Consider the following 18,618-nt stretch of genomic DNA (forward strand, 5'->3'; position numbering starts at 1 on the left):
GCCTAGGCGAAGTACACGCCGATCCTGTTGCCGCGGATCTCCTCCACCTGGATCTCCACGTCGTAGACGCGGTGGAGGACGGCCGGCGTCATGATGTCCGCCGGGGTGCCCTGATGGATCAGGGCGCCGTCGCGCATCGCGAGGATGGTGTCCGAGTAGCAGGAGGCGAAGTTGATGTCGTGGATCACGAGGACCACGGTCTTCCCGAGGTCGTCGGCGAGCCGGCGGAGCAGGCGCATCATGTCCACGGAGTGCTTCATGTCCAGGTTGTTGAGGGGCTCGTCGAGCAGGATGTGGTCGGTGTCCTGGGCCAGCACCATGGCGATGAAGGCGCGCTGGCGCTGCCCGCCGGAGAGCTCGTCGACGAACCGGTCGGCCAGGTCGGTCAGGTCCAGGTAGGCGAGGGCCTGCTCGATGTGCTCGCGGTCCGCCGCGGTGGGGCGGCCGTTGTTGTGGGGGAACCGGCCGAATCCGACGAGGTCGCGCACGGAGAGCCGGACCGTCAGCTGGTTCTCCTGCCGCAGGATCGACAGCGTCCGGGCGAGCCGCGCCCCCGGCGTCGTGCCGACGTCCAGCCCGTCCACCTCCACGCGGCCGCCGTCCAGCGGCAGGAGCCTGCTCATCAGGGACAGCAGGGTCGACTTCCCGGCACCGTTCGGGCCGATGATCGAGGTGACGCCGCCCGGGATGATGCAGCTGAGGTCGTCCACCACCGTTGTGGTCCCGTAGCGCTTCGTGGCGTGGCTGACGGTGATCACCGGATACGGCCTTTCAGGAGGAGTGCGAGGAAGACGAGGCCGCCGGTGAACTCGATGACGATGCTGAGCGCGGTGTCGAACGCGAAGACCTGCTCGAGGACGAGCTGCCCGCCCACGAGGGCTATCACGCCGAGCAGGACGGCGACGGGCAGCACGACGGCATGCCGGAAGGAGGTGCACAGCTGGTAGGCGAGCGTCGAGACGAGGAGGCCGAAGAACGTCGCGGGTCCCACGAGGGCGGTGGAGACGGCGACGAGCACCGAACAGACCACGAGGACCAGTGACACGGTGCGGCGGTGGTCGACGCCGAGCCCGACGGCGGTGTCCCGGCCGAGCGCCAGGACGTCGAGGCGGTGCCGGAGGCGCCAGGCGGGGATGCACAGCGCGGTGACGGTGACGGCGGAGATCAGCAGCAGCGTCGGGTCCACCCGGTTGAAGCTCGCGAAGAACAGGTCCTGCAGGATGATGAACTCGCTCGGGTCCATCAGGCGCTGCAGCAGCGACGACACGCCGCGGAAGAAGACACCGAAGACGATGCCGACCAGCAGCAGGAGGTGCAGGCTCCGGCCGCCGCCCGTGAACAGCCAGCGGTACAGCAGCCAGGAGAAGGCGACCATGAGGGTGACCTCGACGGCGAAGCGGATCGGCGCGCCGAGCGTGAGGAGTGTCGATGCTCCGAGGGCGAACGCCAGGACGGTCTGGATGAGGATGTAGAGGGCGTCCAGTCCCAGGATGGACGGCGTCAGGATCCGGTTGCCGGTCACGGTCTGGAACAGCACCGTGGACACCCCGACGGCGACGGCGACCAGCACCATCGCGCCGACGCGGTTCAGCCGCCGGGGCAGCACGTACGCGAGGTCGCCCTGGACGTCGACGAGCAGGAACGCCGCGATCAGTGCGGTGGCGACGGTGCCGAGCACGGCGAGCCACGCACCGGGTGGGAGCGTCCCGGCGGGTCGTCGGTCCGACTGCACGACGGCGGCGGGAAGGGGATCGGTCCTAGCGCGCACCGGCGGTCCTCCGGACGAGCAGGGTGATGAACAGGGCGCTGCCGACCACGGAGACGATCACGCCGACGGGCACCTCGTAGGGGAAGCGGACGACGCGGCCCAGGATGTCGCAGGCGAGGAGGAACCCCGCGCCGCACAGGGCGATCCAGGGGACGGCGCGGCGGACGTTGTCCCCGATGAGCAGGGACACGAGGTTGGGCACGATCAGGCCGAGGAAGGGGACGGCCCCCACGACCACGACGACGACGGCGCTGATGAGGCTCACCAGTACGAGCCCGAGGTTCATGGTGCGGCGGTAGTCCAGGCCGAGGTTCGTGGTGAACTCCTCGCCCATGCCGGCCACGGTGAACCGGTCGGCGCACACGTACCCGACGACGGCGAGGACGGCGACGATCCACAGCAGCTCGTAGCGGCCGCGGACGAGCCCGGAGAAGTCGCCGATCATCCACGTGTTGAGCGTCTGCAGCAGGTCGAAGCGGTAGGCGAAGAACGTCGTCCCTGCCGCGATGACACCACCGAGCATGATGCCCACGAGCGGCACGATCAGCGTGTTCCGCAACGGGATCCGGCGCAGGACGGACAGGAAGAGCGCCGTGCCGGCGACGGCGAAGAGGGCGGCGATCCCCATCTTCGCGACGATCGGCGCGGCGGGCAGGAGCAGTGTCGCGACGAGGATCCCGGCGGTGGCGGATTCGACGGTGCCCACGGTGGACGGCTCGACGAAGCGGTTGCGGGCCATCAGCTGCAGGATGAAGCCCGCGACGCTGAGCGCCACACCGGCCAGGACGACCGCCAGGGTGCGCGGGACCCGGCTCACGAGGAACGTCTGCCGGACGCCCGCGTCGCCTGCGAGCAGATCGGCGGGGGAGACCGCCGAGACCCCCACGAACAGGCTGACGAGGGCGAGCAGCAGCACGGCCCCACCCGCGGCCCAGAGGACCGGGCGCCGGGGCGGGCCGTGCTGCTGTGCCGGCCGCTGCGGCCGGAGGGAGAGTGCTGGCATGGGGGAGCCCGCCGCGGGAGCGGCAGGGAGGATCAGGCCGCGACGGCCTCGTGGACGGCCGAGACCATGGCGTCGAGGTTGTTCAGGCCGTACCCGATCAGGTACCAGCTCGCGGAGTCGAGGTAGGTGACGTCGTCGTTCCTCGCGGCCTCCGTGCCGTTCACGAGCTCGTTGTCCAGGACGGCGGAGCCGGCAGCGCCGGCCTCCCCGACGGCGGCGTCGCGGTCGATCACGAAGAGGTGCGCGGGGTCGATCTCGGCGATGTACTCGAAGGAGACCGCTTCACCGTGGGTGCCCTCGCTCTTCACCTCGGCGGCGGGTTCCACGCCCAGCACGTCGTGGATCAGGCCGAACCGGGATCCGGCGCCGTACGCGGTGACCTCGCCCGCGCTGGTCATGAGGACCAGGCCGTCGCCCGCGGAGGCCGCGGCGTCCTTCGTCTCGGTGATCCGTGCGTCGAGTGCCGCCAGGCGGTCGGCCACCTCGTCCTCGGCGCCGAAGATCCTCCCGAGGGACTCGGTGTGCCCGGTGAAGCTCGCCAGGGGATCGGCCGCATCGACGCTCAGGTCGATGGTCGGCGCGATCTCCGAGAGCTCGTCGTAGGAGTCGGCGACACGGCCGGAGATGATGATCAGGTCCGGGGCGGCGGCGGCGATCGCCTCGAAGTCGGGCTCCTTCATCGAGCCGATGTTCGTGGTGTCCCCGCCCTCGTAGGCCGACAGCTGCGCGGGCAGCGTCCCCTGCGGGACACCGGCGACCTCCACGCCGAGCGCGTCCAGCGTGTCGAGGGCGCCGAGGTCGAACGTGAAGACCGTCCCGGGATCCACCGGCACCTCCGTGGTCCCCTGTGCGTGCGCGACGGAGACGGTCGAGGTCGCCGCGGACCCGTCGGCAGCTTCGGAGGAACCACCGCACGCCGTCAGCGCGAGGGTGGCCGCAGCAGCTGCGGAAAGGACGGCGAGGCGCACGTGTGCCATGGGATGAGCTCCGTGGGGGAAGGGCCGGGTGGGCCGGAGGTGGAGGACGCGGAGGTAAGGATAGCCTTACTCCCTCGAATGTAGAGGGCCTCCCGGCAATTACGCAACTGAAGCATGTCCTATTGTGTTGGGACCCGGTTGCAGGGGGCCGTCCCACCGCTCCAGCTGGCACTCGCCTTGACCGAGTGCCAGCGCTTGCATACAGTCGGAGTTGGCACTCGCTCACTGCGGGTGCTAATCCCGAGGGAAGCGTTCGCCGGCACCGCGACGACGGTTCACGCCCAGCCCGACGGCCCCCATTCCATTGGTATCGAACGCAAAGGAGAGCCCGAGTGTCGGTCTCTATCAAGCCCCTTGAGGATCGCATTGTGGTCCGCCCCCTCGAAGCCGAGCAGACCACTGCTTCAGGCCTCGTCATCCCTGACACCGCCAAGGAGAAGCCCCAGGAGGGCGAGGTCGTGGCAGTCGGACCGGGTCGCGTCGACGACAACGGCAACCGCGTGCCCGTCGATGTCGCCGAGGGCGACATCGTCATCTACTCGAAGTACGGCGGAACCGAAGTGAAGCACGGCGGCCAGGAGTACCTGGTGCTCTCCGCCCGCGACGTCCTCGCAGTCGTCGTCAAGTAGTACCCCCTGAGGAGAAGCCCCGGCCCGCAACGGTCGGGGCTTTTCCTCGCCACTCCTGAAAGGAACCAACAGTGGCAAAGCAGTTGGAATTCAACGATGCCGCCCGCCGTGCCCTCGAGGCCGGCGTGGACAAGCTCGCGAACACCGTCAAGGTGACGCTGGGCCCCCGCGGACGCAATGTGGTGCTCGACAAGAAGTGGGGTGCCCCCACCATCACGAACGACGGCGTCACGATCGCCCGCGAGATCGAGCTCGACGACCCGTACGAGAACCTCGGCGCCCAGCTGGCCAAGGAGGTCGCCACCAAGACGAACGACGTCGCCGGTGACGGAACCACCACCGCCACGGTCCTGGCACAGGCGCTCGTCAAGGAGGGCCTCCGCAACGTGGCCGCCGGTGCGGCCCCGGGGCAGCTCAAGCACGGCATCGAGGTCGCGGTCGAGGCCGTCGCCAAGCGCCTGCTCGAGAACGCCCGCGAGGTCGTCGGCCAGCAGACCGCCAACGTGGCCTCCATCTCCGCGCAGAGCACCGAGGTCGGGGACTTGCTCGCCGAGGCGTTCGAGAAGGTCGGCAAGGATGGTGTCATCACCATCGAGGAGTCCTCCAGCACGCAGACCGAACTCGTCCTCACCGAGGGCATGCAGTTCGACAAGGGCTACCTCTCGCCGTACTTCGTGACCGACGCCGAGCGCCAGGAAGCCGTCCTCGAGGACGCGCTCATCCTCATCAACTCGGGCAAGATCTCCTCGCTGCAGGAGTTCCTCCCGCTGCTCGAGAAGGCGCTCCAGGCCGGCAAGCCGCTGTTCATCATCGCCGAGGACATCGAGGGCGAGGCGCTCTCCACCCTGGTCGTCAACAAGATCCGCGGCACCCTGAACGTCGTCGCCGTCAAGGCCCCGGGCTTCGGCGACCGCCGCAAGGCCATGATGCAGGACATCGCGACCCTCACGGGTGCGCAGGTCGTCTCGCCGGACCTCGGCCTGAAGCTGGACCAGGTGGGCCTCGAGGTGCTCGGTTCCGCACGCCGGATCACCGTCACCAAGGACGCCACCACGATCGTCGACGGCACCGGCAGCGAGTCCGACGTCGCCGACCGCGTGGCGCAGATCCGCGCCGAGGTCGAGCGCACCGATTCCGACTGGGACCGCGAGAAGCTCCAGGAGCGCCTCGCGAAGCTCGCCGGCGGTATCGGCGTCATCAAGGTCGGCGCCGCCACCGAGGTGGAGCTCAAGGAGAAGAAGCACCGCATCGAGGACGCCGTGTCCTCCACGCGTGCCGCACTCGAAGAGGGCATCGTGGCCGGCGGCGGTTCCGCGCTGGTCCACGCCGGCAAGGCGCTCGACACCGACCCGGACGTCCTGGCACTCGAGGGCGACGCGGCCACCGCCGTCGGCCTCGTCCGCCGCGCGCTCGCCCAGCCGTTGCGCTGGATCGCCGAGAACGCCGGACACGAGGGCTACGTCGTCGTCGCGAAGGTCTCCGACCTCGAGGACGGCCACGGCTTCAACGCCGCGACCGGCGAGTACGAGAACCTCGTGGACGCCGGGATCATCGACCCTGTGAAGGTGACACGGTCGGCGCTGCGCAACGCCGCCTCCATCGCGGCGCTCGTGCTGACCACGGAGACCCTCGTGGTCGAGAAGCCCGAGGCTTCCGATGACGAGGGCCACGGCCACTCGCACTAGGGCCCCGGGGCTCCCGCCCCGTGCCTGATCCAGCAGCACCCCGGTTCCTCCGAGCCGGGGTGCTGCTGTGTCCGGGGCCCGGACCTGCCGGCCGATTCCACCGTTGACCCTCGGGACGTGGGAGTGTTCGAACATTCCCACCCGGCACCCGCGAACAGTGGGATCGAACGGGTCCGGCACCGGCGGAGGGGCGCGCACCGTACGCCCCTCGACGGTCGGGCACGAGAAAGCCCCGGCGCCGAAAGGCACCGGGGCTTCCTCGTCCGACGGTCGGATCAGGCGTCGACGACGATCGCGGTCACGACGGGCTGGCGGTTGTAGAAGCGGCGCATCCAGTTGGCCGTGGCCCGCTCGATGATGTCCTCCGGGTCCTGGCGGCGGCCGCCCTGGCGGTTGGCGGCCGCGTCGCGGAGTGCCTTCTCGACGGCGGCGCCCGCCTTGTCGAGGTCCTCGTCGGAGCAGGAGAAGCCCTTGGTGAAGAACTCCGGCGCCTCGACCATGTCCCCGTTGTCCGGGTCGATGATCGCGAGGACGGTGACGACGCCCTCCTCGGCGAGGCGGCGGCGTTCCACGAGGTCCTCCTCGGTGATCCCGCCGACGCTATCGCCGTCGACGAAGACCAGGCCGGCCTCGACCTTGCCCGAGAGGGTGACGCGGCCGCGGACGAGGTCCACCGTCACGCCGTCCTGCGCGATGACGACGTTGCGGGGATCCACGCCGGTGGCGACGGCGATCTCCGAGTTGGCACGCAGGTGGCGCCACTCGCCGTGCACCGGCATGACGTTGCGCGGCTTGACGATGTTGTAGCAGTACGCGAGCTCGCCGGCACTGGCGTGGCCGGAGACGTGCACCTTGGCGTTGCCCTTGTGGACCACGTTGGCGCCGATCTCGGTGAGCGCGTTGATGATGCCGTAGATGGCGTTCTCGTTGCCCGGGATGAGGGAGCTGGCGAGCAGCACGGTGTCACCCTCGGCGATGCGGATGGCGTGGTCCTTGTTGGCCATCCGGGACAGCGCGGCCATCGGCTCGCCCTGCGAGCCCGTGCAGATGAGGACCACCTTGTGGTCGTCGCTGCGCTCGAGCTTCTTGAAGTCCACGAGCAGGCCCTGCGGGATGTTGAGGTAGCCGAGATCCGCCGCGATGGTCATGTTGCGCACCATCGAGCGGCCCACGAACGCCACCTTGCGGCGGTGCTGGTGCGCGGTGTCGATGATCTGCTGGATGCGGTGGATGTGGCTCGCGAAGCTGGACACGATGATGCGGCGCGGCGCCGTACGGAACACGGCGTCGATGGCCGGCGCGAGGTCCTTCTCGGACGTGGTGAAGCCCGGGACGTCGGCGTTCGTGGAGTCGGTCAGGAACAGGTCCACCCCCTCCGCACCGAGGCGGGCGAAGCCCGCGAGGTCGGTGATGCGGCGGTCCAGGGGGAACTGGTCCATCTTGAAGTCGCCCGTGTGCAGGACCATGCCGGCCGCGGTGCGGATGGCGACGGCGAGGCTGTCGGGGATCGAGTGGTTCACGGCGACGAACTCCAGGTCGAAGCCGCCCATGGTCCGGCGGTCGCCCTCCTTGACCTGGATGGTCTTCGGGGTGATGCGGTGTTCCTTGAGCTTGGCCTCGATGAAGGCGAGCGTGAGGCGCGAGCCCACCAGGGGGATGTCCGCGCGTTCCTTGAGGAGGTACGGGACGCCGCCGATGTGGTCCTCGTGGCCGTGCGTGAGGACGACGGCGACGACGTCGTCGAGGCGGTCGCGGATGTAGGAGAAGTCGGGGAGGATGACATTGATGCCGGGCTGGTGTTCCTCGGGGAACAGGACGCCGCAGTCCACGATCAGCAGCTTGCCGTCGAACTCGAAGACGGTCATGTTTCTGCCGATCTCACCGATGCCTCCGAGCGCGACGATGCGCATGGCTCCGGCGGCCAGTTCGCGTGGTGCTTTCAGTACGGCAGGTCTTTTATTCACAGATCAGGTTTCTCTCGTTGGTGGGAATGGCGGGGGAGCGGCCGTCAGACGAGCGTCGTCGAGGCCGGCGCCACCGGCGATTCCGTTCTGGTGGTCCCCTGGTTTCGGGGAAGATACTCCTCCAAGAGTACGGGGTTCGGCGCCCAGGCGGGGCCCCGTGGCCCGCGGACGCGGCGGACGGCGGCGGGCGGGCCGCTAAACTGGAGGTTTGCGCCCGGCACCGCCCGCTCCCCGAGGAGGACCAGCATGGCCACCGACCTGCAGTCCGACCCTCCGGCGACCGCGGCCGGGACGGCGGTGAGCGCGGCGGTGGGTGCCGCCGGGCGCCGCTTCCGGCCCGAGGTGCAGGGCCTGCGCGCGCTCGCCGTGGGCATGGTGGTCGTCTACCACGTGTGGCTCGGGCGGGTCTCCGGCGGCGTGGACGTGTTCCTGCTCGTCTCCGCGTTCCTCCTCACCCTGACGTTCACCCGGCGGCTCGAGACCGCGCAGCCGCTCGCCCTCGCGACCTACTGGCTGGGCCTGCTCCGGCGGCTGCTGCCCGCCGCCGCCGTCGTGCTCGTCGCGGTCCTCGCGGCGACCGCCGCCTTCCTCCCGGGTTCGCGCTGGAGGTCCGTGTTCGACCAGACCTGGGCGTCGCTGACCTACCGGCAGAACTGGGAGCTCGCGGGCAACGCCGTCGACTACTACGCCCTCGACTCCAGTGCGGCGAGTCCGCTGCAGCACTTCTGGTCGCTGTCCATCCAGGGGCAGGTGTTCGTGCTCTGGCCGCTGCTGTTCGCGCTGGCCGGCGTCGTCGTCTCCCTCACCCGCCTGTGCGTCCGGCCCGTCCTGCTCGTGCTGTTCGGCACCGTCTTCGTCGCGTCGCTCGCGTTCTCCGTCTGGCAGACGGGCGCGGACCAGGCCGCCGCCTACTTCGACACCCGCGCCAGGCTGTGGGAGTTCGCGCTCGGCTCGCTCGTGGCGCTCCTGCTCCCGTACCTCGTCCTGCCGGTCCGGGTGCGCGTGGTCCTGGGCTGGGCCGGCGTGGGGATGATGCTCGCCTGCGGCGTGCTCCTGCAGGTGCAGCAGCAGTTCCCCGGCTCCGTCGCCCTGTGGCCGACCCTCGCCGCGGCCGCCGTCCTCGTCGCCGGCCGCACGGGCAGTCCGGCCGGCGTGGACCGCTGGCTGTCCTCCGCGCCCCTCCTGCGCCTCGGCGACGCCTCCTACGCGCTGTACCTGTGGCACTGGCCCGTCCTCGTCGTCTGGCTCGTCGTCGCGGACAAGCCGTCGGCTGGATTGCCCGACGGTGCCGCCGTCATCGCGGCCTCCCTCGCGCTCGCGGTCCTGACCGTGCGCCTCGTCGAGGAGCCGGTGCGGTCCTGGCGGTGGCCGTCGGCGGAGCGCCGCCGCACGGGCCTCGTCGCGGCGGTGGCCCTCTCCCTCGTGGTGCTGCCGCTCTCCGGCTGGGAGTACCGGGTGCAGGCGCAGGAGGCGGCGGTCGAGCGGCAGACCCGCGCGGACAATCCCGGCGCGGCCGCCCTCGATCCCGGGTTCCAGTTCCGCGGTGCCGACGACGCCCTGGTCAAACCGCTGGCGAGCAGCCTCGGCCAGGAGTGGGCGGCCGTGGACGGCCCCTGTCCCGCGGCCCTGATGCCCGCCGACCCGAGCCTGTCCTCCTGCGTCCGGACGGGGGACGAGGCGACGGCGAAGCGGACCGTCCTCGTGCTCGGCGACTCGCATTCCCAGATGTGGATGACGGCCCTCGGCTCCGTCGCCACCGCGAACGGCTGGCTCGCCGTGTCGGTGCACAGGCCGGACTGCAGGTTCGTCGACGCGCCCGGGACGGTCGACCCGGAATGCCAGGCGTTCAACGAGGCCGTCACCGACTACGCCCTCGCGCTGTCCCCCGACGCCGTCCTGACCGTCGGCTCGCGCACGGCCCGGAGCTCGCCGGCGGAGGAGGTGCCCGCGGGGTTCGAGGCCGGCATCGCACCCCTGCTCGATGCGGGCATCCCCGTCGTCGGACTCCGGGACACCCCGCGCTTCGAGGAGGACATGGCCGAGTGCACCGCGCGCAACGCGGCGGATCCGTCGGTGTGCGACGTGCCCGTCGAGGAGGTGCTGGCACCGGCGTCGCCCCTCGCCGCCGTCGCCGCCCGCGTACCGGGACTCACGCACCTCGACCTCACCGACCTCGTCTGCGCGGAGGCCACCTGCTCCGGGATCATCGGGAACGTACGCGTCTTCATGGACCACGACCACCTGTCCAAGTCGTACGTCGAGACGACGGTCCCGGTCTTCTCCGAGCGGCTCACGGCCGTGCTCGGCTGGTGACGTGAGGACTGTCACCGGAATAGGGCCCCTGCCCGGATGGTTCTAGACTGGCAGAGCCCGCGGGTGGTACCCGCCGAAGGCCCCTACCCCCACCGCCATCGGGCGACAGTGAAAGAGGCGCAGCAGTGAGCCAGCAGTCCGGCCAGAACGAGACCCACGACCCCTTCGGATTCATCGGCCTGACGTACGACGACGTCCTCCTGCTCCCCGGCCACACCGACGTGATCCCCTCGGAGGCGGACACGTCGTCGCGCATCTCCAAGCGCATCACCGTGCGGACACCGCTGCTCTCCTCGGCCATGGACACCGTGACCGAGGCCCGCATGGCCGTGGCCATGGCCCGCCAGGGCGGGCTCGGCGTCATCCACCGCAACCTGTCCGTGCAGGACCAGGCGGACCAGGTGGACCGTGTGAAGCGCAGCGAGTCCGGCATGATCACCAACCCGCTGACCGTCGGCCCCGACGCCACGCTGCAGGAACTCGACGAGCTCTGCGGCCACTACCGCGTCTCGGGCCTGCCGGTCGTGGACGAGGCCGGGCACCTCCTCGGCATCGTCACCAACCGCGACACGCGCTTCGTGCTCGAACGCGACTTCCCGCGGATGCTGGTCCGCGACGTCATGACGAAGATGCCCCTCGTCACGGGCAAGGTGGGCATCAGCGGCGACGACGCCATCAACCTCCTCGCGGCCAACAAGATCGAGAAGCTCCCGCTCGTCGACGACGAGGGCGTCCTCCGGGGCCTCATCACCGTCAAGGACTTCACCAAGGCCGAGCAGTACCCGCTGTCCACGAAGGACGACGACGGCCGGCTGCGCGTCGGCGCGGCCATCGGTTTCTTCGGGGACGGCTGGGAGCGCGCCATGACCCTCGTCGAGGCCGGTGTCGACGCCCTCTTCGTCGACACCGCCAACGGCCACAGCGCCGGCGTACTCGAGATGATCTCGCGCCTGAAGGCCGAGAAGTCCCTGGCGCACGTCGACATCATCGGCGGCCAGGCGGCCACCCGCGAGGGCGCGCAGGCGCTGATCGACGCCGGGGCCGACGGCATCAAGGTGGGCGTGGGCCCCGGATCCATCTGCACCACGCGCGTGGTCGCGGGCGTGGGCGTCCCCCAGGTCACCGCCATCTACGAATCCGCGAAGGCGGCGATCCCCGCAGGCGTCCCCGTCATCGCCGACGGCGGTCTGCAGTACTCCGGCGACATCGGCAAGGCCATCGTCGCCGGTGCGGACACCGTGATGCTCGGCTCGCTCCTGGCGGGATCCGCCGAGGCGCCGGGCGAGCTGATCTTCGTCAACGGCAAGCAGTTCAAGACCTACCGCGGCATGGGCTCGCTCGGTGCCATGCAGACCCGCGGCAAGAACACCTCCTACTCCAAGGACCGCTACTTCCAGGCCGACGTCACGGGCGACGACAAGCTCATCCCCGAGGGCATCGAGGGGCGCGTCGCCTACCGCGGCCCCCTCGCCTCCGTGGCCTACCAGCTCGTCGGGGGGCTGCGGCAGACCATGTTCTACACCGGGGCGCGGACCATCCCCGAGCTGAAGGCCAAGGGCAAGTTCGTGCGCATCACGGCGGCCGGCCTCAAGGAATCCCACCCGCACGACATCCAGATGACGGTCGAGGCACCCAACTACGGCTCCAAGTAGCACGGTCCTGCGCGCCGCGGCCGGTCCGGTGACCCTGCACCGCCCGGGAGGGGGCCCGGCATGAGCGGACTCCCGCAGCCCGAGGTCGTCGCACGCCGGAAGCTCCGCCTCGGCCCGTACGCCCGCGCCGTCGGGCAGGTACTGGTGGTGAGCGCGAAGGCGTCGCCGGGTGCCGTCGCCATGAAGATCGCCGGGTCGCTGATCTCCGCGGTCCTGCCGCTCGTCACCACCTACTTCGCCGCCCTGACGACGACGGCGCTCGCCGCCGCGTACGCGGGCGACCAGGACGCGGGCCGGTCCGCCGTCGTCTACGTGATCGTCACCGCCGTCCTCGGGCTGCTGTGGGGCGCCTTCACCAGCGTGGACCGCTACATCCAGCAGGTCCTGAGCTTCCGCGTCGGCGCCATCGTGGGGGACCGCATGTACGACAGGTTCCTGGCGCTCGAGTTCTGGCGCTACGACGACAAGGAGACGGTGGACCTCTACGACAGGGCCCGCCGCTTCTCCGACTCCTACGCCAGGGTCCTCGACCGCATCGCGGCGATCTTCACCCAGCTGGTCTCCGTGGTCCTCGCGATCGGGGCCCTGCTGCTGGTCAGCTGGTGGGTCGCGCTGATCGTGCTCGTCGCCATCGTCCCGAGCGTCTACCTGCAGTTCAGGCTCTCCCGCGAGCAGATGGCGCACTGGAACACGCAGGTGGACTCCCGGCGGCAGCGGCGCATGATCGAGACGAACCTGATGAAGCCGCAGAACATCGCCGAGATGCGGCTCTACGGGATCGTGCGGTACCTCATGGACCTGCGGTCGACGCTGCGCGACGCCGACGAGAAGCGGCGCCTCGACTTCCAGAAGCGATACATCCCCAAGCAGCTCCTCGCCGACGCCCTGCAGTACGGGGCGGAGCTGCTGGCGCTCGTGTGGATCGTGGGGCAGATCATCGCCCGGGCCCAGCCAGTGGGCCAGTTCCTCTACGTGCAGCAGATCGTGAGCCGGGCGCTCGCCACGGCCAACAACCTCGTCTCCTCCCTGAGCTCCATCGACGAGGACCTCGCGAACCTCAAGGACTACGAGCAGTTCATGGACTTCCCGCTGTCCACCGGAGCCCCCGGACGGCTCGACGCGGCCCCCGCCGTCGTCGAGCTCCGCGACATCCACTTCACGTACGCGGGAGGCGAGGCCGAGGTCCTCAAGGGCATCTCGATGTCCTTCGAGCGGGGGACGCATGTCGCCGTGGTCGGCGAGAACGGGGCCGGGAAGTCGACGCTGGTGCGCGTCCTCGCGGGTCTCTACCAGCCGAGCAGGGGAGAGGTGCTGCTCGACGGACGGGACCTGCGCGGGATCGGGATCGACGACTGGCACCAGCATCTCGCCGTCATGTCGCAGGACTTCCTCCGGTACGAGTTCGCCACCGCGGCCAACAACATCTACTTCGGGGACGTCCACCGCCCGCGCGACGACGAGCGGGTCCGGCGGGCCGCCGAGGACGCCGACGCGGCGGACTTCATCGGCAGGATGCCCAACGGGTACGACAACTACGTGAGCAACTGGATGGAGGACCCGCGCGGACGGAAGGGCAGCGGCCTGTCCGGCGGACAGTGGCAGCGGCTCGCGATGGCCCGGAACTTCTACCGCGACGCGCCCTTCATCGTGATGGACGAGCCGACGTCTGCGATCGACGCCCTCGCCGAGCACAGGATCTTCACGCGGCTCTTCGCCGACCGCTCGCGGACCATCATCGCGATCAGCCACCGGCTGGCCACCATCGAGAAGGCCGACCTCGTGTACATGGTGGAGGACGGGCGCGTCGTCGAATCCGGGACGCACCGGGAACTGGTGGCGCTGCGCGGCCGCTACTACAGGATGTTCGAGAGCCAGCTGCCGGAGGGCTGAGGCAGTGCGTACAGGTCCGCGTCAGCGGACGGCGTGCGCGGCCAGGAGGCGTTCGGACTCGGTCCAGAGCTTCCGGGCCTCCTCCGGGTCCGTCAGCGGTGCCCACAGGTCCTGGCGGGACGGTGCGCCGCCGACCAGGCGCCTCGGCCCGAAGAACCCGTCGCCCCGGGCACCGGGAGCCGTGGCGGCCATGAGTGCGGGGAGAGCCGCGCTGTCCACGGTCCCCGTGATGCCGAGGGAGGACAGGAGCCGGATCACCCGGCGGCCCCCGGTCTCCCGGGAGCGCCCGAGTCCGGGCTGGGCCGCGAGCAGGTTCGTGGGTGAGACCCCGGGGTGGGACAGGTTGCTGGTCACTCCCCAGCCCTCCCGCCGGCTCCGGGCATCGAGCTCGCGGGCGAAGAGTCCCACGGCGATCTTCGACTGGGTGTACGCCTTCATCCCGTCGTAGTCCTGCTCCCAGTTCAGGTCCTCCCAGTGGATCCGGCCGCGGCGCGCGGCCACGCTCGTCTGGTGCGTCACGCGGGCCCGGCCTGCCCGCAGCAGCGGCAGCAGTCCGAGCGTGAGCGCGAAGTGGCCGAGGTGGTTGGTGCCGAACTGCAGTTCGAACCCGTCCTCCGTGGTCCGGCGGCTCGGCGGGGTCATGACGCCGGCGTTGTTGACCAGGAGGTCGATGGGACGGCCCGCGGCGGTGAGCGTCGCGACCAGACCCGCCACGGACGCCAGCGAGGAGAGGTCGAGGACCCGGGTCGAGATGTCGGCGCCGGGAGCCTGGCCGCGGATCCGCCGCGCGGCCTCCTCGCCCTTGCCGGGATTCCGGACGGGCATGACGACGTCGGCTCCTGCTCGGGCGAGCCGCGCCGCGATGACGCGGCCGATACCGTCACTGGCTCCGGTGACGACGGCGTACCTGCCGCGCAGGTCGGGCAGGGGGAGATCGGGGATGCGGGTCATGGGGTCGGGTCCTTCCGGTCGGGGAGCTGGTCCACCAGCGGTACCCGACCATGCTCGCGTCCCGCCCCTCGGGCATCCAGTGCCCGGGGATCCACTGATCGCGGATCCACCCCTCCGGCGGGCCCATCAGGCGACGGGGTGCGGGCCGATCACGGCGAGGAGCTGCAGCCTCTCGTAGCTGTCGCTGCCGGGAGCGGCGGTGTAGACGAGGAGGCGGTGGGACTGCTCCGGATCGAGGAGGGTCTGGCACGCGAGCTCCACCGGTCCGACCTCCGGGTGGTCGAAGCGCTTGAGCTCCGGGGGGCGCACCCCCACTTCGTGGGCCGACCAGACCGTGCGGAAGTCCTCGCTCTGCTCGAGCAGCAGGTTCACGAGGTGCGCCGCCCGCGAGCCGGGGCCCCGCAGCGTCGTGAGCTCCCGGAGCCCCGAAGCGTAGAGGCGCGACAGGGCCGCCTGTTCGTCGGGCGGGTACGGCAGGGGTACGCGCGGGTCGGTGAACCACCGGTAGCCGAGGCTCCGGTCCGCACCGCGCCGGGTCGAGGCATCGCCCAGCAGTGCGGCGCCCAGCGGTGTCTGCCGGAGCGTCTCGCCGAGTTCGGTGACGATCTCGGCGGGGGTGTCGTGCAGGCGGTCGAGGATGCGCAGCAGGCCGGGACCGATGTGCTCACTGGATGCTCCGCGTGAGGGCGGGTTGTGTCCGGCGAGGCGGAAGACGTGGTCGCGCTCGTCCAGGGAGAGGTGGAGGCCCTGGGCGATCGCGCCGATCATCTGCTCGGAGGGCGTCGGCCCCGTCCCACGCTCCAGCCGGGCGTAGTAGTCCGTGGACATGTGACACAGCGCTGCCACCTCCTCCCGCCTCAGGCCCCCCGTGCGCCGGCGAGGTCCCCGGCCCAGCCCGACGTCCTCCGGCTGCAGCGACTCGCGTCGTCCGCGCAGGAAGACGGCCAGCCCGTCGCGATCGATCACAGCGCCGTCCTTCCGTTCCGTCGTGAGTTGCGCTCCGCCGCGTTCAGCCGTGATCCGTCCGGACCCCGCCGTACGTCGTCCTCCGGACCGGCCGTGGTGCCGCGGGGCCGGTGTCAGCCGACGGACTGGGCGAGCTGCAGGAGGTTGCCGACGGTGTCGTCGAACACCGCGACGATGACGGGACCCATGTCGGTGGGAGGTTGCGTGAACGTCACGCCGAGCGCGGACAGGCGGTCGTACTCCGCGCGGACGTCGTCGACCCCGAGCACGCAGAACGGGATCCCGTCCGCGATCAGTGCCTCGGTGAAGGGGGCGACAGCAGGATGCCCTTTCGGTTCCAGCGAGATCTGGGGGGCCTCGGGCCGGTCGGGGTCGATGACGGTCAGCCAGCGATGCTCGCCCATCGGGATGTCCGCCGAGACGGTGAAGCCCAGACGCCCGGTGTAGAAGTCGAGGGCGCGCTGCTGGTCGTCGACGAAGATGCTCACTGCTTCAAGCTTCATGCTTCCGCCTTCCTGGAGGCCAACGGTCGGTGATCTCGGCCAGTGGCGAGGTGTCGATGGTGTGGAACCGGTAGCGGCTGCTCCGCTCGGAGTGCACCAGCCCGGCCGCCTCGAGGATGTCGAGGTGCTGGGACACCGCCTGCCGCGACGGCGTGAGGTCGTGGTTCATCGCGAGCTTCGTGCACAGCTCGAACAGGGTCTGCCGGTCCCTGTTCAGGAGTTCATCGAGGAGCGCCCGCCGCGTCTCGTCGGCCAGCGCCCGGTAGATGTCCGTCACACCCCCACCATAGGCAAGTGAGGACTTACCTGTAAAGGGTCGGCGCCTCATTCCGCAGGGTTCCGGCCTCCCGCGGCATGACCCGGACGGGCGCACCTCACGGGCAGCGTCAGTCGACGGCTGCGTGATCCTGGGAGGCGGACTTCTCCTCGTGGCCGACCGACTTCTCCTCCAGGAACTGGCACAGGGAGGCCGCGATGAGGAGCTCGGCGGCGAGTCCGTGCAGTTCGGCGGCGCTCAGCTCGAAGTCCTCGCTCCGGGCGCCGAAGGAGACGGACCACCGCGGGGCGCCGAGGGCGACGGGTTGCATGAAGATCTCGGTGCTGCCGCTCCTGAGCGGCACGATCACCAGTCCGGTGTCGGCGCCGTCCGCTCCGTCCTGCACCAGGACGGAGATGAGCGCGCCGCCTTCCCGGGTGGTCCGGAATTCGTCGACCCAGGTCTCCAGGGTCTGCTTGCTACGGAACGGCATCCCGTCGTCCTTCCTCGATGTCCCTCGTCCGGTGTTCAGGATAGGGTGCGCGGGCTCTCATCCTCGACCACGCGCGACACCAGGCGGGGCCGCCGCGCCGGGTGCCCAGAGCCGGGGCGGAGGTGCACCGGGTGTGGGACCCTGCCGCGGGTCTGCGCCGGCGGTCGGTCGTCGCGGCGGGGCGCAGTCGACCCGAGCGACGACGCCCGGGACGCCGACGGCGCTGGGCTAACCTAGAGCAGTGACTTACGAGATCGAGATCGGCCGGGCCAAGCGCGGACGCAGGGCATATTCGCTGGACGACGTTGCGGTGGTGCCCTCCCGGCGCACCAGGGACCCGCTCGACGTCTCGGTGAACTGGCAGATCGACGCCTACCAGTTCGAGATGCCGGTCGTCGCCGCACCCATGGACTCGGCCATGTCGCCGGCCACCGCCATCGCCATGGGCCGCCTCGGCGGTCTCGGCGTCCTCAACCTCGAGGGGCTGTGGACCCGCTACGAGGACCCGCAGGCCGTCCTGGACGAGATCGCCGGCCTCAGCACCGAGAACTTCAGCCCGGCCACCACCCGCCGCCTGCAGGAGCTGTACAGCGCACCCATCCGGGCCGAGCTCATCACGAGCCGCCTGGACGAGATCCGTGAGGCCGGCGTCACCGTCGCCGGTTCCCTGACGCCGCAGCGCACGCAGCAGTTCTACAAGACGGTCCTCGCGGCCGGCGTCGACATCTTCGTGATCCGGGGCACCACGGTGTCCGCGGAACACGTGTCGAAGAACGAGCAGCCCCTGGACCTGAAGAAGTTCATCTACGAGCTCGACGTCCCCGTGATCGTCGGCGGTGCCGCCGGGTACACGCCGGCCCTCCACCTCATGCGGACGGGTGCGGCCGGCGTGCTGGTCGGCTTCGGTGGCGGCGCGACGACGACGACCCGCCGGGCGCTCGGCATCCACTCGCCCCTCGCCTCGGCCATCGCGGACGTGGCCGGTGCCCGGCGCGACTACCTGGACGAATCGGGCGGCCGCTACGTGCACGTCATCGCCGACGGCGGCATGGGCGCCAGCGGCGACATCGTGAAGGCCATCGCCATGGGGGCGGACGCCGTCATGCTCGGCTCGGCGCTCGCCCGCGCCGAGGAGGCCCCCGGGAAGGGCTGGCACTGGGGCCAGGAGGCACATCACCACGAACTCCCGCGCGGCGACAGGGTCAACATCGGCACCGTCGGCCCCCTGCAGGAGGTGCTGTGGGGCCCGTCCCACCACACCGACGGCTCGTCCAACCTGATCGGCGCCCTCCGCCGTGCCATGGCCACCACCGGGTACTCCGACCTCAAGGAGTTCCAGCGGGTGGAAGTCGTCCTCTCGCCGTACGCGTCCACCGACTGACCTTCCTCGCCCCGGTTCGCGCCGCAGCCGGCGGGCCCGGCCCGAGCGGGAGGCACACCCTCCGGCAGCAGGCGACGTCGTCCGCCGGACCGCGCACGGAAGGTGCGCGGGAGGCGGTCCCGCTAAGCTGGGAGGGCCGGGGGAGGCCGTCGACGGCGGTCGGTCACCCGGCGGCCACGGCCGGCGG

General features: G+C 70.5%; 16 protein-coding genes. 6 read left to right on the top strand and 10 right to left on the bottom strand.

Annotated features, from left to right (window positions below):
• Window positions 1-2: 2 nt before the first annotated feature.
• The 4 genes from ACX80K_RS08090 to ACX80K_RS08105 are packed head-to-tail and all read right to left on the bottom strand — an operon-like array spanning window position 3 to window position 3,748.
• Window positions 3-758, bottom strand: a complete 756-nt coding sequence (locus ACX80K_RS08090) for an iron ABC transporter ATP-binding protein (protein WP_459271315.1) — start codon at window positions 756-758, stop codon at window positions 3-5.
• Entirely contained in the window at window positions 755-1,768 is a 1,014-nt protein-coding gene (locus ACX80K_RS08095) for an iron chelate uptake ABC transporter family permease subunit (protein ID WP_459271316.1), read from the bottom strand. The genes ACX80K_RS08090 and ACX80K_RS08095 overlap by 4 nt, the downstream gene beginning before the upstream one ends.
• Window positions 1,758-2,771, bottom strand: a complete 1,014-nt coding sequence (locus tag ACX80K_RS08100) for an ABC transporter permease (protein ID WP_459271317.1) — start codon at window positions 2,769-2,771, stop codon at window positions 1,758-1,760. The genes ACX80K_RS08095 and ACX80K_RS08100 overlap by 11 nt, the downstream gene beginning before the upstream one ends.
• A gap of 32 nt (window positions 2,772-2,803) precedes the next feature.
• Complete coding sequence (locus ACX80K_RS08105) at window positions 2,804-3,748, bottom strand: siderophore ABC transporter substrate-binding protein (protein ID WP_459271318.1); 945 nt, start codon at window positions 3,746-3,748, stop codon at window positions 2,804-2,806.
• A gap of 332 nt (window positions 3,749-4,080) precedes the next feature.
• Between ACX80K_RS08105 and groES the strand changes: the two genes are divergently transcribed.
• Together groES and groL are read left to right on the top strand one after the other, a co-directional pair.
• The gene (groES, locus tag ACX80K_RS08110; RefSeq protein ID WP_055768411.1) at window positions 4,081-4,377 is read left to right on the top strand and encodes a co-chaperone GroES; all 297 of its coding nucleotides are present in this window, start codon (window positions 4,081-4,083) and stop codon (window positions 4,375-4,377) included.
• Window positions 4,378-4,448: 71 nt separating this feature from the next.
• Window positions 4,449-6,062 carry a chaperonin GroEL gene (gene groL, locus ACX80K_RS08115; RefSeq protein WP_459271319.1) on the top strand — a complete coding sequence of 538 codons (1,614 nt, stop codon included), beginning with the start codon at window positions 4,449-4,451 and terminating at the stop codon, window positions 6,060-6,062.
• A gap of 275 nt (window positions 6,063-6,337) precedes the next feature.
• Here the strand turns inward: groL and ACX80K_RS08120 are convergent, their stop codons facing one another.
• Complete coding sequence (locus ACX80K_RS08120) at window positions 6,338-7,972, bottom strand: ribonuclease J (RefSeq protein WP_459271393.1); 1,635 nt, start codon at window positions 7,970-7,972, stop codon at window positions 6,338-6,340.
• Between the two features lie 300 nt (window positions 7,973-8,272).
• Between ACX80K_RS08120 and ACX80K_RS08125 the strand changes: the two genes are divergently transcribed.
• The 3 genes from ACX80K_RS08125 (at window position 8,273) to ACX80K_RS08135 (ending at window position 13,881) form a co-directional block, all read left to right on the top strand.
• Window positions 8,273-10,339, top strand: a complete 2,067-nt coding sequence (locus ACX80K_RS08125) for an acyltransferase family protein (RefSeq protein WP_459271320.1) — start codon at window positions 8,273-8,275, stop codon at window positions 10,337-10,339.
• 125 nt (window positions 10,340-10,464) lie between these two features.
• Window positions 10,465-11,991 carry an IMP dehydrogenase gene (gene guaB, locus ACX80K_RS08130; protein ID WP_459271321.1) on the top strand — a complete coding sequence of 509 codons (1,527 nt, stop codon included), beginning with the start codon at window positions 10,465-10,467 and terminating at the stop codon, window positions 11,989-11,991.
• Between the two features lie 60 nt (window positions 11,992-12,051).
• Complete coding sequence (locus ACX80K_RS08135) at window positions 12,052-13,881, top strand: ABC transporter ATP-binding protein (RefSeq protein WP_459271322.1); 1,830 nt, start codon at window positions 12,052-12,054, stop codon at window positions 13,879-13,881.
• 21 nt (window positions 13,882-13,902) lie between these two features.
• Here ACX80K_RS08135 and ACX80K_RS08140 read toward each other — a convergent pair whose 3' ends face one another.
• The 5 genes from ACX80K_RS08140 to ACX80K_RS08160 all read right to left on the bottom strand — a co-directional run bounded on the left by ACX80K_RS08140 (window position 13,903) and on the right by ACX80K_RS08160 (window position 17,050).
• Window positions 13,903-14,832: an SDR family oxidoreductase gene (locus ACX80K_RS08140; RefSeq protein WP_459271323.1), complete on the bottom strand. Its 930-nt coding sequence runs from the start codon at window positions 14,830-14,832 to the stop codon at window positions 13,903-13,905.
• Between the two features lie 126 nt (window positions 14,833-14,958).
• On the bottom strand, window positions 14,959-15,798 hold the full coding sequence (locus ACX80K_RS08145; protein ID WP_459271324.1) for a helix-turn-helix transcriptional regulator: 840 nt from the start codon (window positions 15,796-15,798) through the stop codon (window positions 14,959-14,961).
• A gap of 113 nt (window positions 15,799-15,911) precedes the next feature.
• A complete protein-coding gene (locus ACX80K_RS08150; RefSeq protein WP_459271325.1) occupies window positions 15,912-16,301 on the bottom strand; it encodes a VOC family protein in 390 nt (129 codons plus the stop codon).
• Window positions 16,291-16,578, bottom strand: a complete 288-nt coding sequence (locus ACX80K_RS08155; RefSeq protein ID WP_459271326.1) for an ArsR/SmtB family transcription factor — start codon at window positions 16,576-16,578, stop codon at window positions 16,291-16,293. Before ACX80K_RS08155 ends, ACX80K_RS08150 begins: the two co-directional genes overlap by 11 nt.
• 109 nt (window positions 16,579-16,687) lie before the next feature.
• Window positions 16,688-17,050, bottom strand: a complete 363-nt coding sequence (locus ACX80K_RS08160; protein WP_459271327.1) for a hypothetical protein — start codon at window positions 17,048-17,050, stop codon at window positions 16,688-16,690.
• 241 nt (window positions 17,051-17,291) lie between these two features.
• On the opposite strand from ACX80K_RS08160, the gene ACX80K_RS08165 reads away from it, so the two are divergent.
• Complete coding sequence (locus tag ACX80K_RS08165) at window positions 17,292-18,431, top strand: GuaB3 family IMP dehydrogenase-related protein (RefSeq protein WP_459271328.1); 1,140 nt, start codon at window positions 17,292-17,294, stop codon at window positions 18,429-18,431.
• Window positions 18,432-18,618 lie beyond the last annotated feature (187 nt).

This window comes from Arthrobacter sorbitolis, from assembly GCF_054510995.1.

Coding starts and splice junctions, on each gene's coding strand:
- ACX80K_RS08100 (WP_459271317.1), bottom strand. CDS start 2,771: ATGCCAGCACTCTCCCTCCGGCCGCAGCGGCCGGCACAGCAGCACGGC.
- ACX80K_RS08105 (WP_459271318.1), bottom strand. CDS start 3,748: ATGGCACACGTGCGCCTCGCCGTCCTTTCCGCAGCTGCTGCGGCCACC.
- ACX80K_RS08120 (WP_459271393.1), bottom strand. CDS start 7,972: ATGCGCATCGTCGCGCTCGGAGGCATCGGTGAGATCGGCAGAAACATG.
- ACX80K_RS08125 (WP_459271320.1), top strand. CDS start 8,273: ATGGCCACCGACCTGCAGTCCGACCCTCCGGCGACCGCGGCCGGGACG.
- ACX80K_RS08135 (WP_459271322.1), top strand. CDS start 12,052: ATGAGCGGACTCCCGCAGCCCGAGGTCGTCGCACGCCGGAAGCTCCGC.
- ACX80K_RS08140 (WP_459271323.1), bottom strand. CDS start 14,832: ATGACCCGCATCCCCGATCTCCCCCTGCCCGACCTGCGCGGCAGGTAC.
- ACX80K_RS08150 (WP_459271325.1), bottom strand. CDS start 16,301: ATGAAGCTTGAAGCAGTGAGCATCTTCGTCGACGACCAGCAGCGCGCC.
- ACX80K_RS08160 (WP_459271327.1), bottom strand. CDS start 17,050: ATGCCGTTCCGTAGCAAGCAGACCCTGGAGACCTGGGTCGACGAATTC.